This is a genomic window from Paludibaculum fermentans, from assembly GCF_051172195.1.
Lineage (GTDB): Bacteria > Acidobacteriota > Terriglobia > Bryobacterales > Bryobacteraceae > Paludibaculum > Paludibaculum fermentans_A.
On sequence record NZ_JBPJAQ010000001.1, the window covers coordinates 3,257,701 to 3,284,609 of the forward strand.

At 62.2% G+C, this 26,909-nt stretch carries 16 protein-coding genes; 10 read left to right on the plus strand and 6 right to left on the minus strand.

Features of this window, described 5'->3' with window-relative positions; genetic code table 11:
• The first annotated feature begins 98 nt into the window (after positions 1 to 98).
• The 6 genes from ACR9Y2_RS13220 to ACR9Y2_RS13245 all read left to right on the plus strand — a co-directional run bounded on the left by ACR9Y2_RS13220 (position 99) and on the right by ACR9Y2_RS13245 (position 9,772).
• A complete protein-coding gene (locus tag ACR9Y2_RS13220) occupies positions 99 to 1,928 on the plus strand; it encodes a hypothetical protein (RefSeq protein ID WP_435041788.1) in 1,830 nt (609 codons plus the stop codon).
• Between the two features lie 40 nt (positions 1,929 to 1,968).
• The gene (locus ACR9Y2_RS13225; RefSeq protein WP_435041789.1) at positions 1,969 to 2,802 is read left to right on the plus strand and encodes a sugar phosphate isomerase/epimerase family protein; all 834 of its coding nucleotides are present in this window, start codon (positions 1,969 to 1,971) and stop codon (positions 2,800 to 2,802) included.
• Positions 2,803 to 3,067: 265 nt separating this feature from the next.
• Complete coding sequence (locus tag ACR9Y2_RS13230; protein ID WP_194453349.1) at positions 3,068 to 3,577, plus strand: CarD family transcriptional regulator; 510 nt, start codon at positions 3,068 to 3,070, stop codon at positions 3,575 to 3,577.
• Positions 3,578 to 3,626: 49 nt separating this feature from the next.
• Positions 3,627 to 4,769, plus strand: coding sequence for a mandelate racemase/muconate lactonizing enzyme family protein (locus tag ACR9Y2_RS13235; RefSeq protein WP_435041790.1), 1,143 nt, complete (start codon positions 3,627 to 3,629; stop codon positions 4,767 to 4,769).
• A gap of 168 nt (positions 4,770 to 4,937) precedes the next feature.
• Complete coding sequence (locus ACR9Y2_RS13240; RefSeq protein ID WP_435041792.1) at positions 4,938 to 8,147, plus strand: hypothetical protein; 3,210 nt, start codon at positions 4,938 to 4,940, stop codon at positions 8,145 to 8,147.
• Positions 8,144 to 9,772, plus strand: coding sequence for a tetratricopeptide repeat protein (locus tag ACR9Y2_RS13245; protein WP_435041793.1), 1,629 nt, complete (start codon positions 8,144 to 8,146; stop codon positions 9,770 to 9,772). Before ACR9Y2_RS13240 ends, ACR9Y2_RS13245 begins: the two co-directional genes overlap by 4 nt.
• Positions 9,773 to 9,879: 107 nt before the next feature.
• On the opposite strand, the gene ACR9Y2_RS13250 is transcribed toward ACR9Y2_RS13245, so the two are convergent.
• From ACR9Y2_RS13250 to ACR9Y2_RS13275, 6 genes are all read right to left on the minus strand, one after another.
• Positions 9,880 to 11,883: a glycoside hydrolase family 97 protein gene (locus tag ACR9Y2_RS13250; protein ID WP_435041794.1), complete on the minus strand. Its 2,004-nt coding sequence runs from the start codon at positions 11,881 to 11,883 to the stop codon at positions 9,880 to 9,882.
• 69 nt (positions 11,884 to 11,952) lie between these two features.
• Complete coding sequence (locus tag ACR9Y2_RS13255; protein WP_435041796.1) at positions 11,953 to 12,435, minus strand: Rid family hydrolase; 483 nt, start codon at positions 12,433 to 12,435, stop codon at positions 11,953 to 11,955.
• A gap of 109 nt (positions 12,436 to 12,544) precedes the next feature.
• Complete coding sequence (locus tag ACR9Y2_RS13260) at positions 12,545 to 14,179, minus strand: CRTAC1 family protein (protein ID WP_435041797.1); 1,635 nt, start codon at positions 14,177 to 14,179, stop codon at positions 12,545 to 12,547.
• Entirely contained in the window at positions 14,176 to 15,195 is a 1,020-nt protein-coding gene (locus tag ACR9Y2_RS13265; RefSeq protein ID WP_435041798.1) for a tetratricopeptide repeat protein, read from the minus strand. Before ACR9Y2_RS13265 ends, ACR9Y2_RS13260 begins: the two co-directional genes overlap by 4 nt.
• 16 nt (positions 15,196 to 15,211) lie before the next feature.
• Complete coding sequence (locus tag ACR9Y2_RS13270; RefSeq protein ID WP_435041799.1) at positions 15,212 to 15,469, minus strand: hypothetical protein; 258 nt, start codon at positions 15,467 to 15,469, stop codon at positions 15,212 to 15,214.
• Positions 15,470 to 15,545: 76 nt separating this feature from the next.
• The gene (locus tag ACR9Y2_RS13275) at positions 15,546 to 16,682 is read right to left on the minus strand and encodes a tetratricopeptide repeat protein (RefSeq protein ID WP_435041800.1); all 1,137 of its coding nucleotides are present in this window, start codon (positions 16,680 to 16,682) and stop codon (positions 15,546 to 15,548) included.
• A gap of 333 nt (positions 16,683 to 17,015) precedes the next feature.
• On the opposite strand from ACR9Y2_RS13275, the gene ACR9Y2_RS13280 reads away from it, so the two are divergent.
• The 4 genes from ACR9Y2_RS13280 (at position 17,016) to ACR9Y2_RS13295 (ending at position 26,909) form a co-directional block, all read left to right on the plus strand.
• Complete coding sequence (locus ACR9Y2_RS13280; RefSeq protein ID WP_435041801.1) at positions 17,016 to 20,465, plus strand: carboxypeptidase regulatory-like domain-containing protein; 3,450 nt, start codon at positions 17,016 to 17,018, stop codon at positions 20,463 to 20,465.
• Positions 20,466 to 20,615: 150 nt separating this feature from the next.
• On the plus strand, positions 20,616 to 24,068 hold the full coding sequence (locus ACR9Y2_RS13285) for an FG-GAP-like repeat-containing protein (protein WP_435041802.1): 3,453 nt from the start codon (positions 20,616 to 20,618) through the stop codon (positions 24,066 to 24,068).
• Positions 24,065 to 25,732, plus strand: a complete 1,668-nt coding sequence (locus ACR9Y2_RS13290; RefSeq protein ID WP_435041803.1) for a CRTAC1 family protein — start codon at positions 24,065 to 24,067, stop codon at positions 25,730 to 25,732. Before ACR9Y2_RS13285 ends, ACR9Y2_RS13290 begins: the two co-directional genes overlap by 4 nt.
• Before the next feature lie 61 nt (positions 25,733 to 25,793).
• Positions 25,794 to 26,909 (plus strand): hypothetical protein, encoded by a 1,116-nt coding sequence (locus tag ACR9Y2_RS13295; protein WP_435041804.1) that lies wholly within the window; start codon positions 25,794 to 25,796, stop codon positions 26,907 to 26,909.

Sequence of the window (26,909 nt, forward strand, 5' to 3'; positions counted from 1 at the left end):
TCCCTGACGGTCGCGGCTCCGTTTGCGGGCGGCTCCGTTTGCGCGGAGCTCGGGTTGGACCGGCGGGACTCCTAAACACTTACACTGGTGACGGCACCATGAACCGCCGGGAATTCGCTGCTACTCCTTTGCTGCTCACCGCCTGCGGCCGCGCCCAGCCTGAAACCGGCTGGCCGGCGAAGTGGGACCGCGAGCTGATCCTCAAATCCGCACAGATTGCCGATGAAAAGTTCGATCCGGAACACAAGATGATCTCTGTGATTCTGGGGCCGGAGTATCGCTATCACACGAAGATGCGGGAGTGCCGGGCGCACCCGACGAGGGACTCGCTGGCGTATGCGTTGTTCCTGCTCGAAGAGGGTTCGAAGGAGCGGGTGGAGCGGGCTAAGGAGATTCTGGATCGCGTCCTGAATTTGCAGGTGGTGGATCCGGAGTCGAAGTGGTATGGCATCTGGGGCTGGTATATGGAGGAGCCTCCGGACAAGATGGCTCCGGCGGACTGGAACTGGGCGGACTTCAACGGATCGCTGCTGCTGGTGATCGAGTTCCGGAACGGGAGCAAGCTGGGGGCGGAGCTGCGGGCGCGGGTGCGGGCGTCGATCGGGCATGCGGCGCATTCCGTGAAGCGGCGGAACGTGTCGATGTCGTATACGAACATCGCGATGAAGGGCACGTTTGTGACGCAGGCGGCGGCGGAGCTTCTGAACGACGAAGAGCTGCGCGCCTATGCGAAAGACCGCATGGTGCGGCTGTGCCAGGCGATTGACGAGACCGGGAGTTTTGCGGAGTACAACTCGCCGACGTATGCGCTGGTGAGTCTGACGGCGCTGACGCGGATCCGGATGTTTGTGAAGGATGCGGAGGCGAAGCGGCGGGCGGCGCTGCTGGAGCGGCGGTTGTGGCTGCATATGGCGGCGCATTGGGATGCGGCGCGGAAGCAGTTCGCGGGTCCGATGAGCCGGTGTTACCGGAACGACATAGGGTATCCGGCGTGGCTGGAGAAGGCGCTGGGCGGGCGGCTGAAGCTGGTGACTCCGCAGAACCGGACGGACGACGGGGATACGGGGATCCACGATTACCGGTGTCCGGTGGATCTGGCGGACCGGTTCCTGAAGGCGGAGCCGGAGCGGGAGCAGCGGGAACTGTTCGTGACCAAGCCTGAGACCGCCGGGACGACCTATTTCTCGAAGGACTTCTCAATTGGGACGGCGAATCGAGGGGACTTCTGGGTGCAGCGGCGGCCGCTGATTGGATTCTTTGGTGATGATTCCAGGCCGGCGCGGACGGTGCAGCTGCGGGTGGTGAAGGACGGGTACGATTTCTCGTCGGCACTGTTCTTTAGCGCGCAGCGGGGTCCGCGGGTGTTGGGCATGATCAACTTCCGCAGTCCGGGGGGCGACAAACACATCTCGCTGGATCCTATTAAGGATGGGGCGTTCGACTGCGGGCGGCTGTTCGTGGAGTTTGACGTCGAGGGGTTGGACGCGTTCACGACGGAGCAGATTGAGAACACGGTGTTTGTGAAGTCGAAGAGCCTGCAACTGCGGTTTCGCGTGCTGGATGCGCGATGGGGGGCGCTGCGGCCGGAGTTGAAGGTGTCGAAGACGACACAGAGTGTGACGGTGACTTTGGATCTCAAGCCGGCCACGGCTCCGAAGCGGGTGCGGTGGAGCGAGGTGCCGGCGGCCTATGCGGCGTTTGCGCTGGAACTGGCGGACGGCGACGGGACTTTCCCCGATTCGATGCCTGTTTCGAAACTAGAGGGATCGCTGCTGCATGCGGAGTGGGGTGAGCTGAAGCTGGCGGCCTCGACGCGGGTGCAGCCGGTGGAGCGGCACCAGTTGGATTTCCAGGGGGATGGGCGGCCGGTGCCCAGGCTGGAAAACCGGCTGTTGGCGGGGATTGCGCCGGGCATTCGGGTGGGGTAAGCTGCTGTTTGGCTCAACACTATCGAAAGGTGTGTATTCCATGCTGAACCGCCGGCAGTTCCTGATTTCCTCGGCCGCTGTCTCGACGTCTGTTCTGAGCGGGGCCCAAAGCAAGCTCAAGATTGGGGTTACGGACTGGAATCTGCGGATGACCGGTCAGGTGGAGGCGGTGGCGACGGCGGCGAAGCTCGGCTTTGACGGTGTTGAGGTGAGCCTGGGCCGGAAGCCGGTGGATGGGAAGCTGCCCCTGGACGATGACTCGGTGATTGCGAAGTATCTGGCAGCGGCCCGGGAGCAGAAGATCGCCCTGGCCGGGACCTGCCTGGACATTTTGCACGTCAACTACTTGAAAAATGACAAGTTGGGGCAGAAGTGGGTGGGGGATTCGATCCCGATCACGAAGAAGCTCAACGCCAAGGTGGTGCTGCTGCCGTTTTTCGGGAAGGGCGCGTTGGAGACGCGGGCGGAGCAGGAGTATGTAGGGGACGCGTTGAAGGAGTACGCCAAGGAGGCGGAGAAGGCGGGGATCCTACTCGGACTGGAAGATACGATTTCGGCCGAGGACAATGTGAGGATTCTGGAGCGGGTGGCGAGCAAGAACCTGAAAGTCTACTACGACGTAGGGAATTCGACGAATAACGGGTTCGATGTATTGAAGGAGATCCCGTGGCTGGGGGCTTCGAGAGTGTGCCAGTTCCACCTGAAGGACAAGGGTTACCTGGGCGAGGGGAGCATTAACTTCCCCGAGGTGATGAAACGAATCATGGCCCTGGGCTTTGTGGGGTTTGCGAATTTAGAGACAGGTTCGCCATCGAACGTGATCGCTAACGACATGAAGCGCAATCTTGACTTCGTCAGGAAGTTGGCAGTGTGAAGGGGTTGAGTTCCGTAACCCCTTACAAAGTCACAGCGAAGGTAACACTCGCGGGGTGTGGTATCTTTGTATACAGAGGACCTGGTGGTCTTAAATGTAACGTCGGCAGCTGCAATGCCAGAATGGATTAACTGGTGTAAATGCCAGCGAATGAGGGCTTTGCCACTCTTTCCCATTGACATTCGGATGCGGTCAGTTTACAGTTGGGTTCTACCGTAATGTAGATTTATCTACAACCTCAGGATAGTGGCAGCGAGGTCCGTGCATGACCTTTCAAGTCGGTGAGAAGGTGGTCTACCCGAACCATGGAGTAGGCACAATCGAGAACATCAGTTCTCGTTCCTTCGGCATTCAATCCGAGAAGTTTTATCTCCTCCGTCTCTCCTATAACAGTCTTACCGTTATGGTTCCGTTCTCGCATGTTGACGTGGTTGGCCTGCGGAAAGTGACTAAGAACGGTGAGATCACCAAGGTCCTGAACTATCTGGCAACGGGCGAAAGCAAGAGTTGCCAGGACTGGAAAGATCGATTCAAGGAAAATTCCGCCAAGATGCAGAGCGGTAGTCTGCTCGAAGTGGCGGAAGTCCTGAAGTGCCTGGTAAGGCTTCAGTCCGCGAAACCGCTTTCTTTCCGTGAGAAGAAGATGCTCGACCGAGCGCGGATCATGCTGGTGACCGAACTGGCGACGTCGAGGGCTATGAAAGAGCCCGAGGCGGCAGATGTACTAGGACGTGCGCTTTCCAAGTCTAATTTGAAGTTCCCAGAGCCCCTGTAACCCTCCCCAGGCCAGCTTTGGTAGCGAGTCCGCCCAGAATCCTTCACGGATGAAGATTACACTAGTCGAAACGGTGCGCCTGCGGCGCGGTTTGACCGTGCACGCAGGCCCCATCGGCTGGTTGTGGGTTCGAATTCATACCGATGAAGGATTGATTGGTTTAGGAGAGACCTACCCCCATCCGCCCAGTGAACAGGCCGTCATTCTTGACCGCCTGGCTCCCCTTTTGATCGGCCGCGACCCCCTTGCCATTGAGAAGATCTGGGGAGACCTGTTTCTGGAGGTCGCCTATAGCGGTTGGGCGGGCGCCGAGATGCGGGCGATGAGTGCGATCGACATTGCACTTTGGGATCTGGCGGGCCAGGCGGCGGGGCAACCTATCTATAGGATGTTAGGCGGACCGTGCCGCGACCGGATCAGGATCTACAACACCTGCTATGACCATTTCGACTTTCTGACGCAGCCTGTGGAACTGGCGAGGTCGTTGAGGGAGATGGGTGTCCGGGCGATGAAGATCTGGCCCTTTGACCCGATTGCGAAGGAGACGGGCGGCCAGTGGATTACGGCGGAGCAGATGCGGCGCGGGCTGGCCGGCCTGGAGGCGATCCGGGCGGAGTTTGGGGACAGCATGGACGTGGCGATGGAGTTCCACGGCTATTGGAATCTGCCTTGCGCGATCGAGATTGCGAAGGCGCTGGAACCGCTCAAGCCCATGTGGCTGGAGGAGATGCTGCCGCAGGACAATATGGCGGCCTACCGGGAATTGGCCTTAGCTACGAGCCTGCCATTGTGCCTGAGCGAGCGGCTGATGACGATCTGGCAGTTCCGGGAGCTATTGGAGCTAAGGGCAGCCCGGGTGGTAATGCCCGACTTGGCGTGGTGCGGGGGCTTCACGCAGGGCCGCAAGATCGCGGTGCTGGCCGAGGCGCAATACCTTCCGGTGGCTCCACATAACTGCGGGGGGCCGGTGCTGCACTGGGCCAGCGCGCACTATGCGGCAGCGGTGCCGAATCTGCGCATTTGCGAGACGGTGCGGCGTCACTATCTGGATGAATATAAAGGCCTTATGGATGCGGAACTGGTGCCGGTCGAAGGCTGGCTGCCGTTGCCCCAGGGCACGGGGCTGGGCGTCCGTCTGAACGAAGACCGGATGAAGCGGGATGATGTGGAGATCCGCCGGTATCCGGCCTGAGGCGGATCATCTAGGTGATCGTACCTAGTACTTGCCTCGCACCTTAGTCTACCTACCCCAAAACTAAGCGCTATCGCGCATAGTCTTCACTTTAAAGCGTGCCGATTATTGTGATGGAAGGGTACGGATCGACGCATGCGTTGTCTGCACTGCGGCAAGCGATTATCCTTGCTGCGAAAATTCTCGGACGGCGAGTTCTGCACGGCTGAACACCGGCAGGTCTTCCAACAGCAACAGAGCGATCTGGCGCTGGCCCGTCTGATTGAATCGCAGAACAGGATAGAGCGGCCCGCGATGCCAAAACCGGCTCCGATGCCCGCAATGCGCACCAAGGCTGTTGTGGCCGAGGTGGAGCATGCGGTACCGGAGGCGCGCCCGATTGCCGAGTGGTTCAAGCCCACAGGCCGCAAGATACTTTTTGTACCGCGTGCCACTCCATTCGACCCAAAGGTGAGCAGCTCAAACCCCGGCTGTATCCTGGCGTTGCAGCAGCAGGGATTCGACGCGCCGGAGGGCATGGCCCTGGGCCTGGAGCTTTCTCCGCTGGCACGCACTTCCCGGCAGGTTGTGCTCAACCCATTGTTCCGGCTGGGCATACGGTTGCCCAACGGCGCCAAGCCGATGGCGCCCGGGTTGGAACTGGCGGCATCCGGCCTGCAGCCGTTGCCGGTGGAGAAGAGTCTGACTGGCGGCGCCGCGATCCTGGAGACGCCGGCGGAGAGTGTGAGTTTTGCCGGGGCAGCCTGTATACCGGTTCTTTTTTGCGGGACGGTGGCTCCCGACCGACAGGATGCCCTGGCGCCAGAACCGATGGGGTTGGCGGATACCCTGATGCCGCTGGCCTGTCCGATTGTCGGACCGGTGCCGGTGCGAACGGTGACGGAAGTGGAGCTGAATACGGCCCATCCTCCGCAGCGCTGGGCGGTATTGCCTGCGATTGCAGCGGACCGGGCGGCGGAGCCGGATGGTCCTCCTCTCCCCATTTCCGAGACGCTGCTGCCGGTATCGCTGCCGGAGTTGGAGCGAGGTTCCGTCCTGGCGATGGCCCAGCCGGATCTCGCTGCACAGCTGGCGGTGGAGGGCTGGAGGATCGAAGAGGATCCAGGGCTGCCGGCCAGTCCGAGGTACAGCCTGGCCGCAGAGCTCCGTACGGAAACCGAGATGGCCGGGATTGCGAGCCCTCGCGCCTTGTCCATTGCGAGCACAGTGGTTGAGCCTGAAGTGGCCGCAGAGGCTGCGCTGCTGGCACCGGCTATGCCGTTCGGGTGCAGTGTGCTGCCCGAGGCGGCGATGGCGACTTCCCACCGAACGGCCCGGATGAAGATGAAGGCCATGGTTGCCGCGGCGGGTTACGGCCAGCTAGCGGTGGAGGCGTTGTCCTGCGAGCGAGCCCCGGGCAAGCCGGGCGGGCTGGTGCCGCAGGGTGGGACTGACCTGGCCCAGGATTGTACGCTGCATGGGATTGAAGTCCGGGGTGCGCTGGATGCCGCCCGCCCGTTCGCGGTGGAAGCGCCCGGCGTTGAGGCTCTGGTCGCGGCGAGTGCTCCGCGCCTTCCGATAAGTTTGTTCCGGACTGAGCCACCCGAGCCCGTGGTGACCGTGCCTGAGTTCGAGGACGTGCCTACTGCGCTGCCGGCGGAAGAGTTTGGCGAACCCGTGTTTGTGCGTGTGGTGCGGCCCCTGATTGATGACGAAGCGCCGGCCGCGCTGTCCGGCATGGACGCCGAGGAATTCGCTCCGGAGTTCGCGGTGCGGATGATGGGGAGTGAGTTGGCGGAAACGCCGGCCGCGGAAGCGATGCTTGCCGAGATCCCAGTTTCTGTTGCAGAGTCCGAGCTGACCGAGGCGCCTGCTGTTGTTGCCGCTGAGGTGGAGAGCGCTCCCCTGGCGGCGCAGGAAGCCGCGGCGCAGGAGATGCCACTGGTTGCTGAGGCTGAGCCGCAGACGGTGGAAACCCTGGCGCTGATGAGTTCCGTGGAGCCCGAGACGGTCGCGGAGGAAGCCGCGGTGTTGGCGCACATGGAAGCGTCGACCCCGGAACCCGAGCCAGAGGCGGTGCTGGCCGCAATGACGGCGTTGCCGCCGGAGCCGGGTGCGGCGGAGGATGAAGCAGAAGCCAGTCCGCTGACGATGCCGGCCGAGCGGGTGAGCCTGGAGGGCGAGACGGCTGTCTACCCCGCCGTGCCGGCCCTCGAACAGGAGAGCGTGGGTGTCCTGGCTGCAATGTCCGAGGTGACGGCTGAACTGGAAAAGGCGCCTGTTGAGGCAACCGGCGAGCCTGCCGGACTGGCAGCCGCGGAGGCCGTGCAACCGGCGGCCGTTGAGCTGACCGGACCGCCTGAGTGCGATCAGATCAGGATTTTTGCGGGGCGCGGCGAGACCGGACAACCGACGAAACCACGCTTTAGCCGGGCGGACGACCATGGCATGTGGCCGGAGGCGCTGTCGACCGAGCCGATGCGGCCGAAGTCGCGCCTGATGATCGACCAGGCGGATGGGTCGGGCCCGCGACGGGCCAACGGGGACCGGACGACGAAGAGCTCTGCCGGGCTGCTGCGGTTTGATACGAGGAAGCTGCCTGGGCGCCGGTTCTGGGCGCACGCACCTTCCGATTTGAAGTGGGTTGCGGTGGGCCTGCCCCTGATTCTCGCGTTGATAGTCTACAGCTTTAAGGCCTCTCCGCCGAAGTCTGAAACAGGGCGGCCTGTCGCGGACGGCAGAACGCACTCGGTCATCGGCGGCGAATTGAACTCGATCCAGAAGGTGATTCTGGACCGGGCGGCGATCAAGCTGTATGACGATTTCCGTGGGGGCCTCGGGTCGTGGCATGGATCCGACGGCTGGGCGAAGACCTGGAAGTATGGCGAAGCCTCCTTCCTGGAGCCGGGACAGCTGGCGTTGTACGCGCCGACGGTCAATATGAGGGACTACACGATGCAGTTCCTCGGTCAGATCGAGCGGCGCAGCCTGAACTGGGTGTTCCGGGCGACCGACAACAAGAATTATTACGCGATGCGGATTGTCATCACGAAGGCCGGACCGCTTCCCCAAGCCAGCGTGGTGCGATACGCAGTGATTAATGGGAAGGAAGTGGGACTGAAAACGTTGCCTCTTCCATTTCCGGTTCATAGTGACACGTTGTACCTGGTGAAGATGGAGGTCAGAGGAGATTCGTTCACGACCTACATCCAGAGCCAGGTGGTGGATAACTTCAGCGATTCGCGCCTGGAGGGCGGGGGCATAGGCTTCTTCAGTCCCAAAGGCGACAAGAGCTATCTCCGATGGGTGGAAGTGACTCATCAGTACGACGTTCTGGGGCGTCTGTGTGCGTTCCTGGCGCCATACAACGTGCAGGCCGAGGGGAGGAAGACGGAATGAGCGGAAAGCGCGAAAAGGCGGATTCTATGCGGGACTCGAACAAAACTAAAGATATTCAGGCGACCATCGACGGCGGAACCGCGTTGGCGAGGGCCGTGGCGCTGCACCTGGAAGGCAAAGGCAAGGAAGCACTGCGAGAGCTGGACCGGGCCGTGGAATCCGGTGATCCGCCGCGCGAGGTATATTCCGCCAAGGGCCACATCCAGTTTGAGCTGGAGCTGTACGACGAGGCTGTGAAGAGCTACGAGTCACTGATCGGGCTGGATCCGAACTCGACGTCCGCGTACTTCAATCTTGCCGTGTGCCAGGAGAAGCTGGGCCGGTGGAACGAGGCGGCGAGCAATTTCCAGCGCGCCCTTTCGAGCGACCCCAAGCGCATGGACGCGAAGCTGGGCCTGGGCATTTGCCTGCTGCACACGCGCAGCGCGGAGAAGGCACTGGAGTGCTTCGATGCGTGCCTGGGCAAAACGCCCAACGAAGAGACGCCGCTGTTTGGCAAGGCTGTGGCGCTGGAACTGTTGGGCCGTTACGACGAATCGCTGGAGCTGTACCGGCAGATCATTGAGGCGAACGCCAATGCCGAAGAGCCGATGGCGAACATCGTGCACATTGGCATGCGCAAGGGCGACACCTCCCTGGTCCGCGACATGAGCGAGAAGCTGCTGACGTTGCGTCCGTTCTCACAGGCGGCGCTGGAAGGCCTGGCCTGGTGCGCATTCGCGGCGGAAGACTACGAAGCGGCTTCGAAGTACTGCGCCAAGCTGGTGGAGCTGACGCCGGAGCACTTTGAGCGCTGGTACAACCTGGGCGTGGCTTATCAGAAGCTGAGCAAGCACGACCAGGCGGAGAAGGCGTATGTGGAGGCGGCGCGGCTGAAGCCGGAGCATCCGCAGACCTGGGCCAACCTGGGTGTGGTGCGGCAGAACCTGGGCAACCCGAAGGGCGCCCGCGAATCTTATGAGGCTGCGCTGCGGCTGAAGTCGGACACGCCGGAAGTTCTGTCGAACCTGGCGGGTTTGCTCGAGGAGCAGGGCCAGACCGCGGATGCGGAAGAGATGTACGGCCGGCTGCTGCACAAGAATCCGGAATGGGATGATGCCTGGTTCCGCCTGGGCTACCTGCAATTGACGCGGGGCGACGCGATGAACGCCATCCAGGCGTTTGAGCGCTGCATTTCGAAGCGGAAAGACTGGCTGGAAGCGCTGATCAACCTGGGCCTCGGCTACAAGCAGATCGGCGAGAACGAGAAGTCGATCCGCAGCTTTGAAGCGGCGCTGGCGGTGAAGGCGGATAGCGTCGAAGCGATGCGCGGCCTGGCTGCCCTGGCCATTGAGCGCCAGGACCATCCGAAGGCGCTGGACCTGCAGGGCAAACTGATCGACCTGGGCGAGCGTACACCTGAGCTGTTCTACAACACGGGTCTGCTGCTGCAGAAGCAGGGCCAGGTGGACGATGCGGTATCGCTGTACCGGGAAGCGCTGGGCCTGCGCCCGAACTTCCCCGAGGCGCTGCTGAACCTGGGCCATGCACTCAAGCTGCAGGGCAGGGCCGAAGAAGCGCGCTCCTGCTGGCGCCAGGCTCTGGAAATGAAACCCGAACTGGCGCAAGGCTATTTCGGCGACTAGTCCGATCTTCCGGCGGGCTTGAGGAGGCTTACCGGATCCTGCGAGTGAAGGGCGGTTGGGGCAACCCAGCCGCCCTTCCGTTTTTCGGCAGGCGCCGGCACACAATGTCAGGGCTTGGCAGGAGCCAACCGGGCGGCATAACCGCCGCCGGGCGCCAGGAGGAGTTTCAAGGTCCTGGCGCGGTCGACAGATTGGTTGCCGATCGACACGTTTTTGGGAGAGGTTGCGGCATCCGGAGCATCGGCATAGGTTACGGCGTTGAACGAGCCTGCCGGCAGGAACGACAGGGGGATCTCGATCTCGCGTTGTGTCCAATTGGTCATGGCGCCGAGGAACCACTCATTGCCGTGGCGGCGGGCCATGACGATGAACTCTCCGGGCAGTCCGGCCAGAACCTTGCTTTCGTCCCAGGCGGCGGGGACGCTTTTGATGAACTCGAAAGACGGCTGGCCGAGGTAGGTGGCGGGGCTGTCGGCCACCATCTGGACGGGCGCGTCGAAGATGGCGTACATGGCGAGATGGTGGGCGCGGGTGCCCATCACCATGGGCGCACGGCCGCGCGGGACGAAGCCGGCCTTGGTGGCGTTCTCGAAGCCGCCGGGGGTGTAGTCCATCAGGCCAGTGAGCATGCGTGTGAACGGGAGTGTGACGTGGTTGTCGGGGTTGTCACGGGCGCCGGCTTTGGACTGTTCCATGCCGAGTACGGCCTCATAACCCATGACGTTCGGCCAGGTGCGCTCCATACCGGTGGGTTTGGTGGAGCCGTGGAAGTCGACCATCAGGTGGTGGCGGGCGGCGCATTCCGCGACTTTGTAATAGAAGTCGATGCCGGCCTGGTCATCGCGTTCGATGAAGTCGATCTTCATGCCGGCGACGCCCCACTTCTCATAGATGGAGAAGGCCTCTTCCATCTGCTTGACGACGCCCCGATAGTGCAGCCAGATCCAGATCTTGACGTTCTTCGGCGCGGCGTATTTGACGAGTTCCGGGACGTCGACGCGGCCGTTGATCTTGGTGATGTTGTCGAGGCTGCTCCAGCCGGCATCGACGAGCATGTAGGGGAAGCCGGACTGGGCGGAGAAGTCGACGTAGTACTTCATTGTCTCGGTGGTGAAGGCGGACTTGCCATCGCGACCCTGGCTGCCGTTCCACCAATCCCAGGAAGCCTTGCCTGGATGGATCCAGGAGATATCCGTGATGGCGGGCGGCGGATTCAGATTCGTGATGACGGTGGATTCGACCAGCCGGCCCGGTTCGGCGCCGGCCATGATGATGCGCCAGGGCGAGTTGTGCGGCAGGGTGGCGCGCACGGCGACGGTGGGGTCTTCCACCTGCGGAGCGAGGCGCGATTCGAAGTAGTGGCCGGCCCAGCTGCCTGAAGGGTTCTCGAGGTACATGGCGGCATTGCCGCGCATATCGGCTTCAGTGATGGCGGCCCAGGCGACCCCGGGGACTTCCATGAGCAACGGCAGGCCGATGAGCGAGGAACTCTTGACACCGCCCTGGTTGGAGAAGGCGCTGGCCGGCAGCTTCAGGAATTCGCTCTCGTACATGGAACGGTAGTTGGGCAGGACCAGGGCATAGGTGATGGGATCCTTCGCGATACGGAATTCAGTGGTTTCGCGGGTGAGGACGAATTCGCTGAGCGCAGGCTGAGCGGGTACCAGATAGCGGAAAGCGATGGCATCGTTATAGGCGCGGGCTTCGACGATGAACTTACGCGAGGGCGCGGCGGTTTCCTCCAGTTCGAGGCGGAGCACCTGGCATTGGTTGCGGGCGGTACTGGTTTTCCCGTGCGGCAGGCGGTAGGTCTCGTCGATGGTGGAAGTGGAGGCGTTGGCGATGCGGACAGCGGCGCCGAGGGGCGGCTGATCCTTCAGTTCCAGCCGCAGTGCAGATGGCTCCACCAGTTCTTTCCCCTGGAAGGTCACCCGATAGACGAGCTGCCCTTGTGGGGAAGGCTGGAGTTCCGCCGGGGGCTGGCCGGGCGTGGCCGCGGGCCGGGTAACGGTCTGGAAGGTGACGGCGAGCTGGCCGGCGGGCGACGTGATGGTCTGGGCGGCGGCGGTGCCAACTACCAGCAGGACAGAGAGGAAGCTAAAGAGGCGCATTTGTCCGAATGAATCCTTGCAGGAATCATATAGCTTCCCCTGGCAGGGGTGGTAGCCGGCGGCGGACGATCAGGCGGATCTCAGGAAGACGGCCATGGCTTCGATCTCGATGAGGAGATCGGAGCGGCAGAGGATGGCCTGGATGCCGACTGAGGCGGGTAGCGGATCCAGACCCTGCTGCTGAAAGAAGCGGGTGCGTTCTTCGTTGAAGGCTGCGTAATCGCGTTCGATGTCGCGCAGGTAGCAGGTGGTCTTGACGATGTCCTTCCAGGTGGCTCCTTCGGCGGCCAGTAGTCCCGTGATGTTGTGATAGGTGCGGGCCAGTTGGGCGCGGAAGTCCCCGACGTGGACGGTTTGGCCGTTCTCGTCGATGCTGGCGGTGCCGGAGATCAACAGAACCACAACGTTCCCGAACTCAAGCCGCAGGCCGCGCGAAAAGGAGCTGGGTTTCGAATAGTCGTAGGCCTCGTTGAGAACAGCCGGATTGGTGATCTTCGACTTGGCGATGGAAGTGGCGCTGGAGAGCGCCTGGATGATTTCGTTCTGAGTCATTGTATGATGCCGATTTAGTGGCGACCCGATGCCGGCGGGCTGCCGGCTGCGACTGCGGCCCCTTTGATCCCCAGCTTACCGGCCCGGCGAGGGTCTGACAACCTGGCCACTAGGGAGCCTCCACGATGGAGACGGAGCGGTTCACTTGTTCCACCACGGCTTGCTGGACTTTGCCGGAGGGCCAGCGGATTTCGAGCTCCGCCCGGGCGGCGGCGCCGAGGCCGAAGTGGAGGCGCAGGTCGCTTTGCGAAATATAGCCGCCTCCGCTGCGCACCTCGTCGACCTGGGTGATTCCGCCGGCGGTGAGGCGGACGCGGGCTCCGATGGCGCTGCGGTTTGATTTGACGCCTGTTAGCTGGACGGAAAGCCAGTTGCCGGCCGGTTTGGCGGCCAGCTTCAGCAGGGATGGGCGTTCGCCCTGATTGTTGATGAGAAGCTCAGGAACCCCATCGTTATCGATATCGGCGACGGCGACACCGCGCGAGGAATGGAGGTCAGTGATGCCGCTGCCCCCGCGCTCCGAGATGTCGTCGAACTTGCCGTCGCGGCGGTTGCGGTAGAGGATGCGGCGTTCGCGGAACCGGATGTCGGTCTGCTTGCGGTCGATCTCGGGGAAAACGTGGCCGTTGACGAGGAAGAGATCCTTCCAGCCGTCGTTGTCGAAGTCGAGGAAGGCGGGACCCCAGCCGACGAAGCGGGTGTTGTGGGCAAGGCCGGAGGAGATGGTGATGTCCTCGAATTCGCCCTGACCGCGATTGCGGTAGAGGGTTTCGCGTTCGTCGGAGAAATTGGACCGGAAGATACTCAACCAGCCGGAATGGTCGTAGTCGGCGGGCACGGCGCCCATGCCGGACATTGCCTTGCCATTGTCATCGAAGGCGGCGCCGCGCAGGACGGCCTCTTCCGCAAAGGTCCCGTCGTGCTGGTTCATGAAGAGCAGGGAAGGCGTCTGGTCGCAGGCGACGAAGACGTCGGGCCAGCCGTCACCATCGAAATCCGCGGTAACCACCGAGAGGGCATAGTGTTGGCCGGGTTGGGCTATCCCGCTTTTGACCGAAACATCGGTGAAGGTTCCGTCTGCGTTGGCATGGTAAAGGAGATTGCGATCGAAGGGCAGACCGCGGGGACCGCAGTTGACTGGAAGGCCCAGATACCAGCAGTAAGGATTGGCGCCCGGCTTGGGCGTCTCCTCGAAGCTGAATTTGAGGTAGTTGGCGACGAGGAGATCGAGGCGTCCGTCGCGATCGTAGTCGAAGAAGGCGCAGCCGGTGTTGTAGCGGACACGGTCCTGTTGGAGTCCGGCGGCTTTGGTCACGTCCCGGAACTGTTTTCCGCCTTCGTTATGGTAGAGCGAGTTCTGTCCCCAGTACGTGACGAAAAGGTCAATGTACCCGTCATTGTCGTAATCGCCGGCGCAGGCACCCTGGCCCCAGCCCTTGCGGGTGAGACCCATCTTTTCGGTCGCGTCGGTGAATCGGCCGGCGCCCTCATTGTGATAGAGTCGGCTGAGGGCGCCATCGCCGCTGATGACGAAGGCGTCCGGCAAGCCATCGTTGTCGTAGTCGAGAAAAGCGACGCCGCTGCCGGTGGTCTCGATGATGAATTCCTTGGTCTGCATGCCGCCGTTGGGGAAGATGTGCGTCAACCCGGCCGCTTCGGCGACATCGCGGAAATCGGGCAGGGGTAAATCGGCCGGGGGAGCGGGCGCGAGGGCCGCGGCGAATAGCAGGAAGAGCGCTCTCATTGGCCGGGCGGTTTCTCTCCCAGCTTCTTGAGGAATTCCGTGAATTCCCCCTCGGGCGCCTTCTGGAGTTGATCGAGTTCGGCTTTTTCGCGGCGGGCATCGGCCATCTTCCCGGCGTTACGGTAGGCCATCATCAGGCTGTAGTGGGCGGATTCGCTGCGCGGCGACAACTTGACGGCTCGCTGCAGCAGAGAGATGGCCTCATCGTTCTTCTTCTCCTCGGTACGAATTTTGCCGAGCGCGATCAAGGCTTCAGGGAAGTCCTTGTTGAGACTCAATGCCTGCTGGAGTTTCTCGATGGCGGCCGGGATCTGTTGGCGATTCTGGAAGATCTGCGCGACCTGGTAGAGGACGACTGAGTCGGAAGGATTCAGCGCCAGTTCGGCCTGAAACTCCTGGAGGGCGGCCTCGAGCACTTCCGGGGAATGGGTGCTCATCAACAGTGCGCGTCCGAGGCGGAAGTGGAGATTCAGAGCCTTGGGATTCTTGGCGATGGCCTTGCGGTATTCGGCGGCTGCTTCGTTGAACTGGCCCTGGGTTTCGAGCACCTCGCCGGAGAGTTGATTCACCCGGAACGAGGACGGCGCCTTCTGGTAGAGCTGGTAGATCGTGTCGTTCCAGGCGCGCATGTAGAGGCGGGCCGACTGATAGAGGACGTCGGCGTCGGCGGGGTATTTCGCCTGGAGGCCATTGATCACGGCGGCGGCGTCTTCGATGGAAGCGGCGGCCAACCGGCATTGGACGAAGGCGAGGCCAGCCAGGCGGGCTATCTCGGGGTTTGATCCCTTATACGCCAGTTGCAGAGCGGGGACCGCTTCCTCGCAACGGCCGGTGGCGGCCAGGGTGAGGGCGAGAAAGGCAGAGGCGCGTGGGTCGTTCCCTTTGGCGGCGGAGCGAAGAAAGCGTTCGGCGGCAGGCATGTCGCCCTTATGGAAAGCCTCGAGCCCGCTGATGAGCGGATCGCTCTGGGCGCAGGCGAGGGTGACGAAGATGAAGGGCAGTGTGGCTCGAATCAAGCAGCGCCTCGAATTCCTAGTGGCCGGCATCGTCGAGCATGAGGTCGAGTTTGCCGAAACGGTGGCGGTCGGCCCCGGCGAAATAGCGGAAGCGAATCATGGGGGGAGCGCCGGGAGCGATGGTCTTGCGTGGATCGGCCAGACGGGCTGCGGGCTGGGCGTCGAGGAGAATGCGGCCGGATTCGGCGATCTGGGCTGTCAGTTGACGGATGCGCTCTTCGCGAGCGGCCTGGTCCGGCTGGCCAAGCAGGAGATAGAGGAGGAGCGTGGACATCGCGGTTCAAACCCTCGGAGCCCGTGCCGGCCTGGAGCCGGTGCGAACAATCCAAGTTGATGATAGCAGGGGCGGCTCATCTTGCAAGCCCTTTCATATCGGGTGTCTGGGCGGCTCCACTTTCCTGGCTGAGCTTCTCGTGGAGGGCGCGCTCGCGCAGGGCGTCCTCCTTGCGTCCAAGACGGTCATAGATGCGGGCCAATCGAAAGTGCGGAACAGGGTCAATGGGATTAAGGGCTGCGCTCCGTTTGAATTCTCCGGCCGCACCTTCCATGTTTTTCTGGCGCTCAAAAACCATACCTAACAAAAGATGGGTGTCTGCCTGATCCTCCTTGATAATTAACGCTTTTTTCAAAAGGGATTCGGCCAGGGCATCATCGGCGGCCGGGTCTTCGGGCGACGGCCGAAGGAGAATTGCGCGGGCGTGCAGCACATAGCCGAGAGGACTTTGCGGATGTGCTTTTTCGAATTGCTCAGCACGGGTCAACACCTCTGGAATCCGATTGGCGGCGTGTTCCAGAACCCGTCCCACAAAGTAATAGGGTTGAGGAATATCCGGGGCTAACTGCATCACACGAAGGAACCGGTCGACCGCATCGGGGAAGCGCCGCTGGCCGTAATACGCGACGCCCAGGGCGAGTTCCAGTTGGGGACTTTTGTCGAAGGTTCTGCGGCCATCTTCCAGCGTGGAGATGGCGGCAGGGAAGTCCTGGACCTGCATCTGGGCCTGCGCCAGCCGAAAGATCGCCTCCTCGCTATAGGGGGCGAGCCGGCGGGCCTGGGTGTACTGAAGGATGGCGTTCTTCCAATCCTTTTTGGCCTCAAACGCGCGGCCCAGAAGATCCCGAACATCGGAGGAGTCTTCCAGGACGAGCGCCTGTTGGCCTATCGAAAGAGAGACGTCCAGGCGGCCAGCCTCCAGATTGAAGAGGGCGAGGTTGTAGAGCAGCGAGGGATCTTTGCCGGCGAAGCGAGCGGCCTTGTCGGCGGAGAGGAGGGCTGCCTTCATGTTGTTCTGGCGAGCCTGGGCCTGCGCCATCAGGAACCAGACCGGGGCACTGGAAGGTTCGAGTTGAATGACGGCTTGAAGGCTTCGTTCAGCCGCTGCTGGTTCATTTCTTTGAAGGGCGGACATTGCCTCCTGGACGCGCGTCTGAATTAGTTTCGAATCAGGCTGAAGTAAAAGAGACGCGATTAAGAGAAGCCGCCACATCGGACAACAGTATAGCTTGGCTATCGTTAGATAACCACTGTAATTAACAAATTTGACCTAGGACAAAGGAACCCCATGGGTGCGATTCAACGGCCGTAGTTCCCCCCTCGGGTCTAGTGCAAAAAGACTAATGAAAGCGCTTGACTCGGTATCGGACTGTCATTAAGCTGATTGAGAATCGAAACCGGCGGAAGCGTTTACATTCCGTACCCGACAACTGTGCCGAAGAGCACTGTTCGACTTTGCGGGATAGCTTCCGGTGGTCTGGTTGTTGTGTAAAGCAACAGGGGTTCGAGAATTGGCCCCGACAGGGGTCAAGAAGTGAGGTAGTCTATGCTCCATGTGAGAGTCACGCGACTGCTCATCGTAGGGTTGCTCTTCGCGTTCTGCCTGATGGCACAGCGCGACTTAGGGACAATCGTTGGTACGGTGACAGACCCCCAGGGTGGGGTGATTCCCAATGCCAAGGTCACAATCAAAGAAGAGGCCACTGGGCTCGTCTACGATGTGACAACTAATTCTTCGGGCGAGTTTGTCAGACCCGCCCTGAAACCCGGTAACTACACAGTCACAGGCGAAGCGACGGGTTTCCGCCGCGTTGCCCAGCAGAACATCATTCTGGTGGGTGGTGACCGTGTTGGTGTGCCGCTTTCCCTGCCAGTCGGCAACGTCTCCGAGTCGGTGGAAGTGACGGCCCAGGCGCCGCTGCTGCAAACTGAATCGACGACTTTGGGCGCTGATCTGGGCAAGAAGGTTGTCAGTGAGTTGCCGCTCGGCGGCCAGCGCACGTTTGCGTATCTCGCCCGCCTTTCGCCTGGCGTTTTGCAGGCGGAGAACGGTGCGCGCGATGCAACCGGCGGCGGCTTCTCCGCCAACGGTGTACGTTCGAACGGGCAGAACAACTTCCTGTTGAACGGTGTCGACAACAACGTCAACGTCATCGACTTCCTGAATCAGACCGCCTTCGTGGTTGGTCCCTCCGTGGAAGCCATCGGCGAAATGCGTGTGTTGACGAATGGCTACAACGCTGAGTACGGCCGTGGCGCCGGCGGCGTGGTGAACGTGAACCTGAAGCAGGGCACGAACGAACTGCACGGCGTGCTGTTCGAGATTCTGCAGAACGACAAGATCAACGCGAATCGGTGGGAATACAACAAAGCAGGTAAGGCGCGTGGTCCGTTCAAGCAGAATCAGTATGGCGCGGCGATTGGCGGTCCGATCATCAAGAACAAGCTCTTCATGTTCGGCGACTACCAGGGCACCCGTATCACCTCTTCGGGCGGCAGCATCCAGAGCCTCGGCTACGGTGGTTTCTACACGATTCCCACGGCTGCCATGAAGTCTGGCAATTTTGCCAGCATTCTTGGCGGTTCCGCGGGCACCGACGCCAATGGGAACAACATCCTGACGAACCAGATCTTCGATCCGAAGTCGAACTCGACAGTGAACGGGCAGCTCATCCGCACGCCGTTCACGGGGAACATCATTCCCTCCAGCCGCTTCGATCCCGCGGCTGCGAAGATCATGGCTCTCTATCCGGCCACCAACCAGCCGATCATCGCCGGCAACACGCCGCGCAACGATTACTTCGTGTCGACGGCCGGCAACCAGAACACCGATCAGGGTGACGGCCGTGTCGATTACCGCCTCAGCGACAAGGACAGCCTGTTCGGTTCCTTGAGCTGGTCGAACCTGAACAAGTACAACGAACCCTTCCTACCCGGCGCCCTGGACGGCACCCCGTTCAGCGCCGTGACGGAAGAGGACCTCAGCCGCAACGCGCAAATCAGTTACACGCGTGTGTGGAGCCCCTCCATCGTGTCGGAGACTCGCGTCGGCTTCAGCCGGCTGGTCACCTCCCGCGTGGGTGCAAATCCGGACAAGGACCTCTACAAGGAATTCGGCATCGGCGGCTACAATCCGATGACTGCCCTCAACGGCGGCCTTCCGCAGATGCAGTTCGCGACTGGCGGTTATACCCAGATCGGCGCGAACGACTGGTTGCCTTCGAAGGAATATTCGAACGTTTGGGACTTCATCCAGAACGTTTCGATCCTGAAGGGCCACCACTCGTACAAGTTCGGCGCCGAGTTCCGCCCCATCAAGTTCCCGTTCTTCCAGGTTCCTTATCCTCACGGGGAAATGAACTTCAACCGGAACGAAACGGCGTACCCGTCGGTGGCTGGGTCGCTGAACACGACGACCGGCGACGACATGGCGTCGTTCCTGCTGGGCAACGTCAACAACGGCCGCATCTCGACGAACAATTTCATCTCGTCAGAAAAGCTCGCCTGGGCGTTCTTCGCGCAGGATGACTGGAAGATCAGCCCCAAGCTGACTATCAACATCGGCTTGCGCTACGAGCTGTTCTCGCCGATCGGTGAGAAGTTTGCTCGCCAGTCGAACTTCGTCTACGACAACCTGACCCTTTACATCCCGAAGGGCAAGGATCAGAATGCGCCGCTACCGCCGAACTTCGCCACCGCGTTCCCGAACGTGAAGGTGTCGCGCGGCGAAGTGGACAAATACATGATCCCGTGGGATAAGACGAACCTCGCACCCCGTATTGGTTTCGCTTACAACTGGAAAGACAACACCGTCCTCCGTGGCAGCTACGGCATCTTCTACGGTGGTGAAGAAAACCAGGGCGGCAACCCGAACCGCGGTGAATCCGTCCCCTTCAATCAGTCGACTGACCTTGCCCGCCCCGGCGCCAGCAGCATCTTCGACGTGAATCCGTTCTTCGCGAATGGTTTCAGTGCCGGCTACCCGATCAACGTCTTCTCGCTCGACGCTCCGGTATCATTCCGCGGCGTTGCGAGGAACTTCCGCAGCTCGCTCGTTCACAAGTGGAGTGCGGCGGTCCAGCGTGAAATGCCCTGGCAGACCTCGTTGGAACTCGCCTATGTGGGCAACCACCAGTCGCACCAGTTGTTCCAACCCGACTGGAACGCCTGCCCCAACCTGGGTACGACCGCGGCGATCAGCTGCAACTCCCTGCGTCCCACCCCGTACATCGGCGGTATCTCCGGAACGGCTTCGTTCGGCTTCGGCGACTACCACGGTATGACGGCGAAGTTCGACAAGCGCTACTCCAACGGCCTCGTGCTGATGGCGGCCTATACATACGGCCATGCGCTGGCGAACACCGGCACGACTCTCAGCGGCTCGACTGGCTTCGGGATCCTCGATCCCCGGAATTACTCGAGCAGCTACTCCACCGCGGCCTGGGATCTGCGCCACAACTTCGTGTCGAACTTCAGCTATGAGCTGCCGTTCGGCAAGGGCAAGACCTACGGCTCCAACATGAACAAGGTGGCGAATGCGGTTGTTGGCAACTGGCAGGTCAATGGGATTCTTACCCTGCACACCGGCCAGCCCTTCACACTCAACTACAACGGCTGCCAAGGCCAATGGAATCGCTGCATGCCCGACCTCGTGGCAGGCAAGGATCCCCAGGCTGCCCCGTCCGGCGGACGCAATCCCAGCAAGTGGTTCGACACTTCCGCGGTCGCCAAGGCTGCTCCCCTCACCGGCGGCAACCTGGGCCTGCAGAGCAACACCGGCCCGGCCACGCGTGTGCTGGACTTCTCACTGTTCAAGGACTTCCGGTTCACAGAGCGGCTGAGAATGCAGTTCCGCGCGGAAGGTACCAACGTTGCCAACACGCCGCAGTTCAGCGTGCCTGACAATGCTTTGCAGAACTCCACGTTCGGCCAGGTGACGGCCACCAACGCCGGCTCCGAACGCCATATGCAGTTCTCGCTCCGGTTCCAATTCTGATCCCAGAGGATCACGAAGAACGACCGGCGAGTGTACGATACAAAAGGCCTCACCCTTCGGGGTGGGGCCTTTTCGCGACAGGGGACTGATTGTGCCGAAGATGGATTTGGAGCTGTTCACAGCAAGGCGTGGAAACGGGAGCGAGACCGCGTGAAGCGCAGAGAGTTTTTGGCGGGCCTGGCGGCCGGCGGCTTATTCACCTCCCGCGCGCACGCCTTTGCCCCCTATCCCGTGAAGTTTCGATTGGCCCCGCCCTATGCGCCGGCTCTTTCGTTCGTCGAGGCCGGCTCCGACGAGTTTAGCGGCGAGAAGGCTGCTCTCGAGCTCGAGCACCGCCTCTCAGGCGTCGTTCGCGAGGGATCCCTCTCTTTCTCAAAGAGCTGCCGCGGAGGGTCGCCGGCACCCCGCTCGTACGAGACCATTGCCGAAGGCGTGTCCAAAGGAGTTTTCGGGGCCGAGGAAGGCATCGCCGAAGGCTGGGCCCGATGGCGGGCCTCCCTGGGGGCAGTGCGATCGGCGCGGTTCTATACTCTGCCGGAGAACGTCGCCCGCTTCGACATCCGCGCGCTGCGCGATGGGCGTTTGGAGCACCGCACCGGAGCCTGGCGCGTCGAATGGGACGGCGCCGAAGTGACCCGTCTGGAGCCGCTGGAAGAGACCCTCGTGCGCGGTGACAAGCCCTGGTTCCGAGACGTGACGGGGCATGCGTTCGAGAAGGATCAAGCGTTTCGCGAGCAACTGGCGCGCGGCGTGCCGTACTGGCGAGCCCGGCTGGATCCGGCCTGCGGCCTGGATGTATACGGAGAGAACGGTGTCGCGGTAGCCGATATCGACGGGGATGGACTGGACGAGATCTACGTCTGCCAACCCGGTGGACTGCCCAACCGCCTGTACAAGTGGGATGGGGAACGGCTAAAGGACATCTCGGCCGAAGCCGGACTGGATCTTCTCGACGACACTGCCTGCGCGCTCTTTGTGGACCTCCGCAATAGCGGGCAGCAGGACCTTGTACTGGTGCGCTCAAACCTGCCCATGCTGTTCCTGAATGATGGGCACGGCAAATTCCAATACGCTCCGGATGCATTCCGGTTTGCCACCAAACCGCAGGGCTCGTTCACGAGCGTCGCCGCCGCTGACTTCGATCGGGATGGGCGCCTGGACCTCTACTTCTGCTGCTATGTGTACTACCAGAGCGAAGCGCAGTACCGCTATCCGGTGCCGTATCACGACGCGCAGAACGGCCCTCCGAACTTCCTGTTCCGGAATCGGCTGAACGAGAAGCCCGGCTACTTTGAAGATGTGACAGCCGCCGCTGGCCTGGACCACAACAACAACCGGTTCAGCTTCGCGGCCACATGGTGCGACTACAACGGCGATGGTTGGCCGGACCTCTACGTGACGAATGATTTCGGGCGGAAGAACCTCTACCGCAATGTGGAGGGGCACTTTCGGGACGTGGCCGAAGAGGCAGGCGTTGTCGATCTCGGTCCGGGCATGAGCGCGGCGTGGCTGGACTACGATGGCGATGGCCGCCCGGACCTGCTGGTTTCCAACATGTGGAGCGCCTGCGGCCAGCGTGTCGTCAATGATCCCGCCTTCGGGCCGGTGCAGAAGGATCCAGCGCTGCTGGCAGCCTACCGGCACCACGTGAAAGGCAACTCGCTGTACCGTAACCTGGGTGACGGCCGTTTTGAATATACCGGCGATTCGCAAGGCATCGAGATGTGCCCGTGGTCGTGGTCGTGCGATGGCACGGACGTGGACAACGACGGCACGCCTGAGTTGTATGTGGCCTGCGGGATGGTGAACAACAACGGGTCGACTGACCTGATGAGTTACTTCTACCGGCAGGTGGTGTCGAAGTCGCCCGTGCGCCAAACGGCGGCACCGGCCTATGAGAACGGCTGGAACGCGATCAATCAGCTGATCCGGCAGGACTACTCCTGGGCGGCTCCGGAGCCGAACATGTTCTTCGCGCGGCGGGCGGGACGCTACTACAACTTCTCCGGGGTGAGCGGCCTGGATTTTGCGGAGGACAGCCGCGCTTTCGCCTTCACCGACATCGATGGCGACGGCAATCTGGACGTCATCCTGAAGAGCCGCTGCGGCCCCCAGGTACGCGTGTTGCAGAACGACTGCGGCGCAGGACGGAACAAGCTGGTGCTGGCGCTGCGCGGGACGAAATCGAATCGAGACGCCATTGGCGCGCGAGTCGAGGTCGACGGGCAGGTGAAGTGGATCGCAGCCGGATCGGGCTACCTCTCGCAGCATACAAAGAGGCTTCACTTCGGCCTGTCGCAGCGGCCGCGGGCCGAAAAGGCAACGGTCACCTGGCCGAACGGCGTGCGGCAGGAGCTTGGTTCGTTGGCGGCGGGCTTCCTGTATGAGGTGGAGGAGGGCCGGACGGCGGTTGTTGCCAAGCCGCTGGCCAAGGCATCGGAGTGGCCGAAGGGGCCCGCCGTGGCGGCCGACAACGTGTCGCGGCTGCACTCCACCTGGTTCTGGGAGCCTGTGCCGCTGCCGGAGAAACGCCGCGGTCCTGGCCTATTGGTGGTTCATGCCGGCGAGACGCTGCCCACGATTGACGGCCCGGTGGACCGCCTGGATCTGCGGCAGGCGCCCGCGGAACTGGCCGCGGCCTACTCGATCCTGCGGCGTTATCTGTTCGACTACCGGGTGGAGTTGGAGACTCCGTTGTGGCTGCTGATCGACGGGGAGAGCAAAGTCCGGAAGATCTACGCGGAGCCGCCGCAGGCCAGTGCGTTGCGGGCCGATCTGCAGTCGCTGGGCGGTCCCCTCCCGGAGGCACGCGGCCTGCCGTTCCAGGGTGTCTACACCGGACGGCCCCGGCGCGACTATTACAAATTCGGTGGGGCGCTGCTGCAGGCCGGCTATCCCGAGCAAGCGCTGCCCTATCTCGAGGAGATGCTGAGGCGCACTCCGGACAATCCGAAAGCGCTGCTGGCGGTAGGCCGAATTCACTTGGAAGGAAAGCGTTTCGACCTGGCGCGCGGAGTGCTGCAGCGCGCCGTTGATCTGGATCCCCGGCTGCCGGAAGGCTGGAACGAACTCGGCGGGGTGGAGGCCCAAGGGGGGCGCTGGACTGAGGCCTTGAAGTATTACGAGAAGGCGCTGGCTCTGGCGCCGGACCTGCCCTACGTTCTATTGAATTCGGCCCATGCGCAGGAGGAGTCCGGCCACGGCGCCGAGGCCGAGCGGCTCTTCCGCCGTCTACTGGAATTGGAACCAAATAACCGCGATGCGGCGAATGGCTTGGGCTTGCTGCTGGCCAAACAGGGCAAGACCGAAGAAGCGCGGGGACTATTCGAGAAGGCGATCTCGATCAAGCGCGACGACTCTTCCGCCATCAATAATCTGGGTGTGCTCTATATGAACATCGGGCAGCCGAACGACGCGATCGCGGCCTTCCGCTATGGCATCCAGGTGGCGCCGGATGACGACATGCTCTACCTGAACCTGGCCCGGGTCCATGTGCAGATGGGACAGCGGGACAGCGCTCGTGGCGTGATGCGTGACCTACTGTTGAGGAAGCCGGACAACGCCATGGCGCAAAAGGCGCTGAAGTCCCTGGAGGGGCAGTGAGGCGAACCGCCGCGGTGTTCACCCTGACCCTGGCCGGAGCAATGGCTGCCTGGCTGGCCGCGCCTGCCCACAGCGCGGAGAGCGCCATTCGTTTCTCCCTGCAAACGGCGGGTTTCCCGCTGGAAAGCTGCGAAACAGCGGAGCGCCATGCGCCCGAGACCATGGCCGGCGGCGTGGCCCTGTTCGACTACGACCGCGATGGCGACCTCGACCTGTTCCTCACCAACGGCGCCGACATCAAGACGTTGAAGAAGACTTCGGCGAAGTACTTCAACCGGCTGCTGGCCAACGACGGCAAGGGCCATTTCACCGACGTCACCGAAAAGGCGAAGCTGGCCGGAACCGGTTTCGACAACGGTGCGGCGGTAGGCGACTTCGACAACGACGGCTGGCCCGATCTCTTTGTCGGCGGTGTTCACAAAAATACGCTGTACCGGAATAATGGGGACGGCACCTTCCAGGACGTCACAGCGAAGGCCGGGCTGAATCAGCCGGACAAAGAGTTCGGCCCCCTATGGTCAGTGGGCGGGGCCTGGGTGGATGTGAATAATGACGGGCGCCTGGACCTGGTGGTGGTGAACTATCTGGTGTGGGATGCGGCGACCGAGCCCGTTTGCACCGGCGAAGGCCACCGCGAGTACTGCCATCCCAAGATGTACAAGCGCTCGCCCAACCAGCTCTATCTCAACAACGGCGACGGCACGTTCACCGATGCATCCGCTTCCTCAGGACTGCGAGCGCACCCCGGCAAGGGCATGGGCATCGCGGTGGCCGACTACGACCTGGACGGCCTGATGGACATCTTCGTCGCCAACGACAAGGTGTACAACAGCCTGTTTCACAACAAGGGCAATGGCCGCTTTGAAGAGGTAGCGTTCTCGGCCGGGGTAGCGCTGGTGGACAGCGGCGACTTCATCTCCGGCATGGGCGTCGACTTCAACGATCTGGACAACGACGGGTATCCCGACATCGTGCTGGTGGCGCTGGACGACGAGACCTTTCCGCTCTACCGGAATACGGGCAAGGGCGAGTTCGAAGATGCGACGCGGACCAGTGGCATGGGCCCATTGAGCCTGTCCATGGCGGGCTACTCGCCCACCATCGGAGATTTCGACAACGACGGGCGCAAGGACATCTTCGTGACGCGGGGCCATGTGCAGTCCCTGCAGGCCGCGCCGCGCATTACGGTGGAGCAGCGCAATACGGTGTTCCACAACCTGGGTAAGCTGCGCTTTGAAGCCCTGACGGCGGAAGCCGGGCTGGCGGCGGGTCCGGCGCGGCGTCATCGCGGTTCGGCCATCGGCGACCTGAACGGCGACGGGCGCCTGGATACGGTGGTGTCGGCGTTGGGCGCCGCACCCGAGGTGTGGATGAACGAAAGCCCGGCGGCTGCGCACTGGCTGGAGATCCAGCTCGAAGGGACGAAGAGCAATCGGGACGGCATAGGGGCGCGCCTTCGCGTGGTGACGGCCGGCGGCACGCAGTGGCAACAGGCGTCCACCAGTGCAGGCTATGCGTCTTCCAGCGCCGGCCCGGTGCACTTCGGCCTGGGCGCGGACGCCGCGATTTCGCTGGTCGAGATCCGCTGGCCCTCGGGCCTGACCCAGCAGTGGAAGGACGTTCGCCCGGACCGTGTGTGGAAGGTGAAGGAAGGCGTGCAGTAGGCCTCCATTGTGTGTGCTGGTAGAAGGCAGTAAGCTGAGGACCAACAGGGAGGGAGCACTGATGATGAACCGGCGAACCCTGATTCAGACGCTGATTGCGGCCGTGGCGCAGCGCTTGGCGGCGGCGCCCGCGGCAGCCGTGCCCGCGCGTACAAAGAGGCTGGTGCTGGTGACCATCGGCGGCATCCGCAGGCAGGAGAGCTTCTCGGAAAAAGGCATCGTCAATGTTCCGCGCCTGTTCAACGACCTGCTGCCGCAATCGCTGTTCTACCCCTTCACGGTGAACGAAGGCGTGACGTCGCACTTCAACTCCATCGCCAGCATCCTCACCGGTGTGTGGCAGCATGTGGACGACTGGGGTTCAGAGAAGCCGGCGCACCCGACCATGTTCCACTACCTGAAAGCGGGGCGGCCGGCCGATCCCAACGACTGCTGGGTGGTGACCAGCAACAAGCAGCTCACCGCGAACATCAGCCCGGGCATCAACGTGATCCTCGCCAAGCAGCTTCTCATCGAAGCAGTGGAGCGCATCATCATGGGCCAGAGCTCGCGCAAGACACTGGAGCGCGAACAACTGCTGCAGGAGATGAAGGCGGTGCTCGAGACCGACTACGAGCGCATCGGCTGGGGCGTACCCGCCACCTCGACCTTCCAGGATCCGACGGTGAAGAAGACCTTCGTCGATGCGCTGGCGGGCTTTATTCACGGCCCCACGGCGCCTGTCAGCGGCGATGAGCTCACGCTGACCGTGGGCATGGAAGTGTTGAAGCGCCTGGCGCCGTCGATGCTGATGATGAACTTCTCCGATGTCGAGGTGGCGCACTCGGGTTCCTACTCGCTGCACCTGGGCGGCATCCGCCGGTCGGACATGTTGTGCCACAAGCTGTGGCAGTTCATCCAGGCCAGCCCCGATTTGAAGGAGAATACGACGCTGCTGATCATGAACGAGTTCGGGCGCGATCCGGATGGATCGAGCACCAATGGGTTCTTCAATCACCGGACGGATACCGAGACCTGCCGCATGGCCTGGAGCATGCTGCTGGGCCCGGCCATTCGCAAGCCGCAGGTGGTGGAGCGCGTCGTGCGCCAGATCGACTTCGCGCCGTCGATGGGTTCGTGGATGGGCTTTGAGACCATCAAGGCGGCGGGTGCGCACCTGCCGGAGATTGTTGGTTGA

What these genes read in the sequence shown, in the direction of transcription:
- ACR9Y2_RS13220 (WP_435041788.1), top strand. Translation starts at nt 99, where the DNA reads ATGAACCGCCGGGAATTCGCTGCTACTCCTTTGCTGCTCACCGCCTGC.
- ACR9Y2_RS13225 (WP_435041789.1), top strand. Translation starts at nt 1,969, where the DNA reads ATGCTGAACCGCCGGCAGTTCCTGATTTCCTCGGCCGCTGTCTCGACG.
- ACR9Y2_RS13230 (WP_194453349.1), top strand. Translation starts at nt 3,068, where the DNA reads ATGACCTTTCAAGTCGGTGAGAAGGTGGTCTACCCGAACCATGGAGTA.
- ACR9Y2_RS13235 (WP_435041790.1), top strand. Translation starts at nt 3,627, where the DNA reads ATGAAGATTACACTAGTCGAAACGGTGCGCCTGCGGCGCGGTTTGACC.
- ACR9Y2_RS13245 (WP_435041793.1), top strand. Translation starts at nt 8,144, where the DNA reads ATGAGCGGAAAGCGCGAAAAGGCGGATTCTATGCGGGACTCGAACAAA.
- ACR9Y2_RS13250 (WP_435041794.1), bottom strand. Translation starts at nt 11,883, where the DNA reads ATGCGCCTCTTTAGCTTCCTCTCTGTCCTGCTGGTAGTTGGCACCGCC.
- ACR9Y2_RS13255 (WP_435041796.1), bottom strand. Translation starts at nt 12,435, where the DNA reads ATGACTCAGAACGAAATCATCCAGGCGCTCTCCAGCGCCACTTCCATC.
- ACR9Y2_RS13260 (WP_435041797.1), bottom strand. Translation starts at nt 14,179, where the DNA reads ATGAGAGCGCTCTTCCTGCTATTCGCCGCGGCCCTCGCGCCCGCTCCC.
- ACR9Y2_RS13270 (WP_435041799.1), bottom strand. Translation starts at nt 15,469, where the DNA reads ATGTCCACGCTCCTCCTCTATCTCCTGCTTGGCCAGCCGGACCAGGCC.
- ACR9Y2_RS13275 (WP_435041800.1), bottom strand. Translation starts at nt 16,682, where the DNA reads ATGTGGCGGCTTCTCTTAATCGCGTCTCTTTTACTTCAGCCTGATTCG.
- ACR9Y2_RS13280 (WP_435041801.1), top strand. Translation starts at nt 17,016, where the DNA reads ATGCTCCATGTGAGAGTCACGCGACTGCTCATCGTAGGGTTGCTCTTC.
- ACR9Y2_RS13295 (WP_435041804.1), top strand. Translation starts at nt 25,794, where the DNA reads ATGATGAACCGGCGAACCCTGATTCAGACGCTGATTGCGGCCGTGGCG.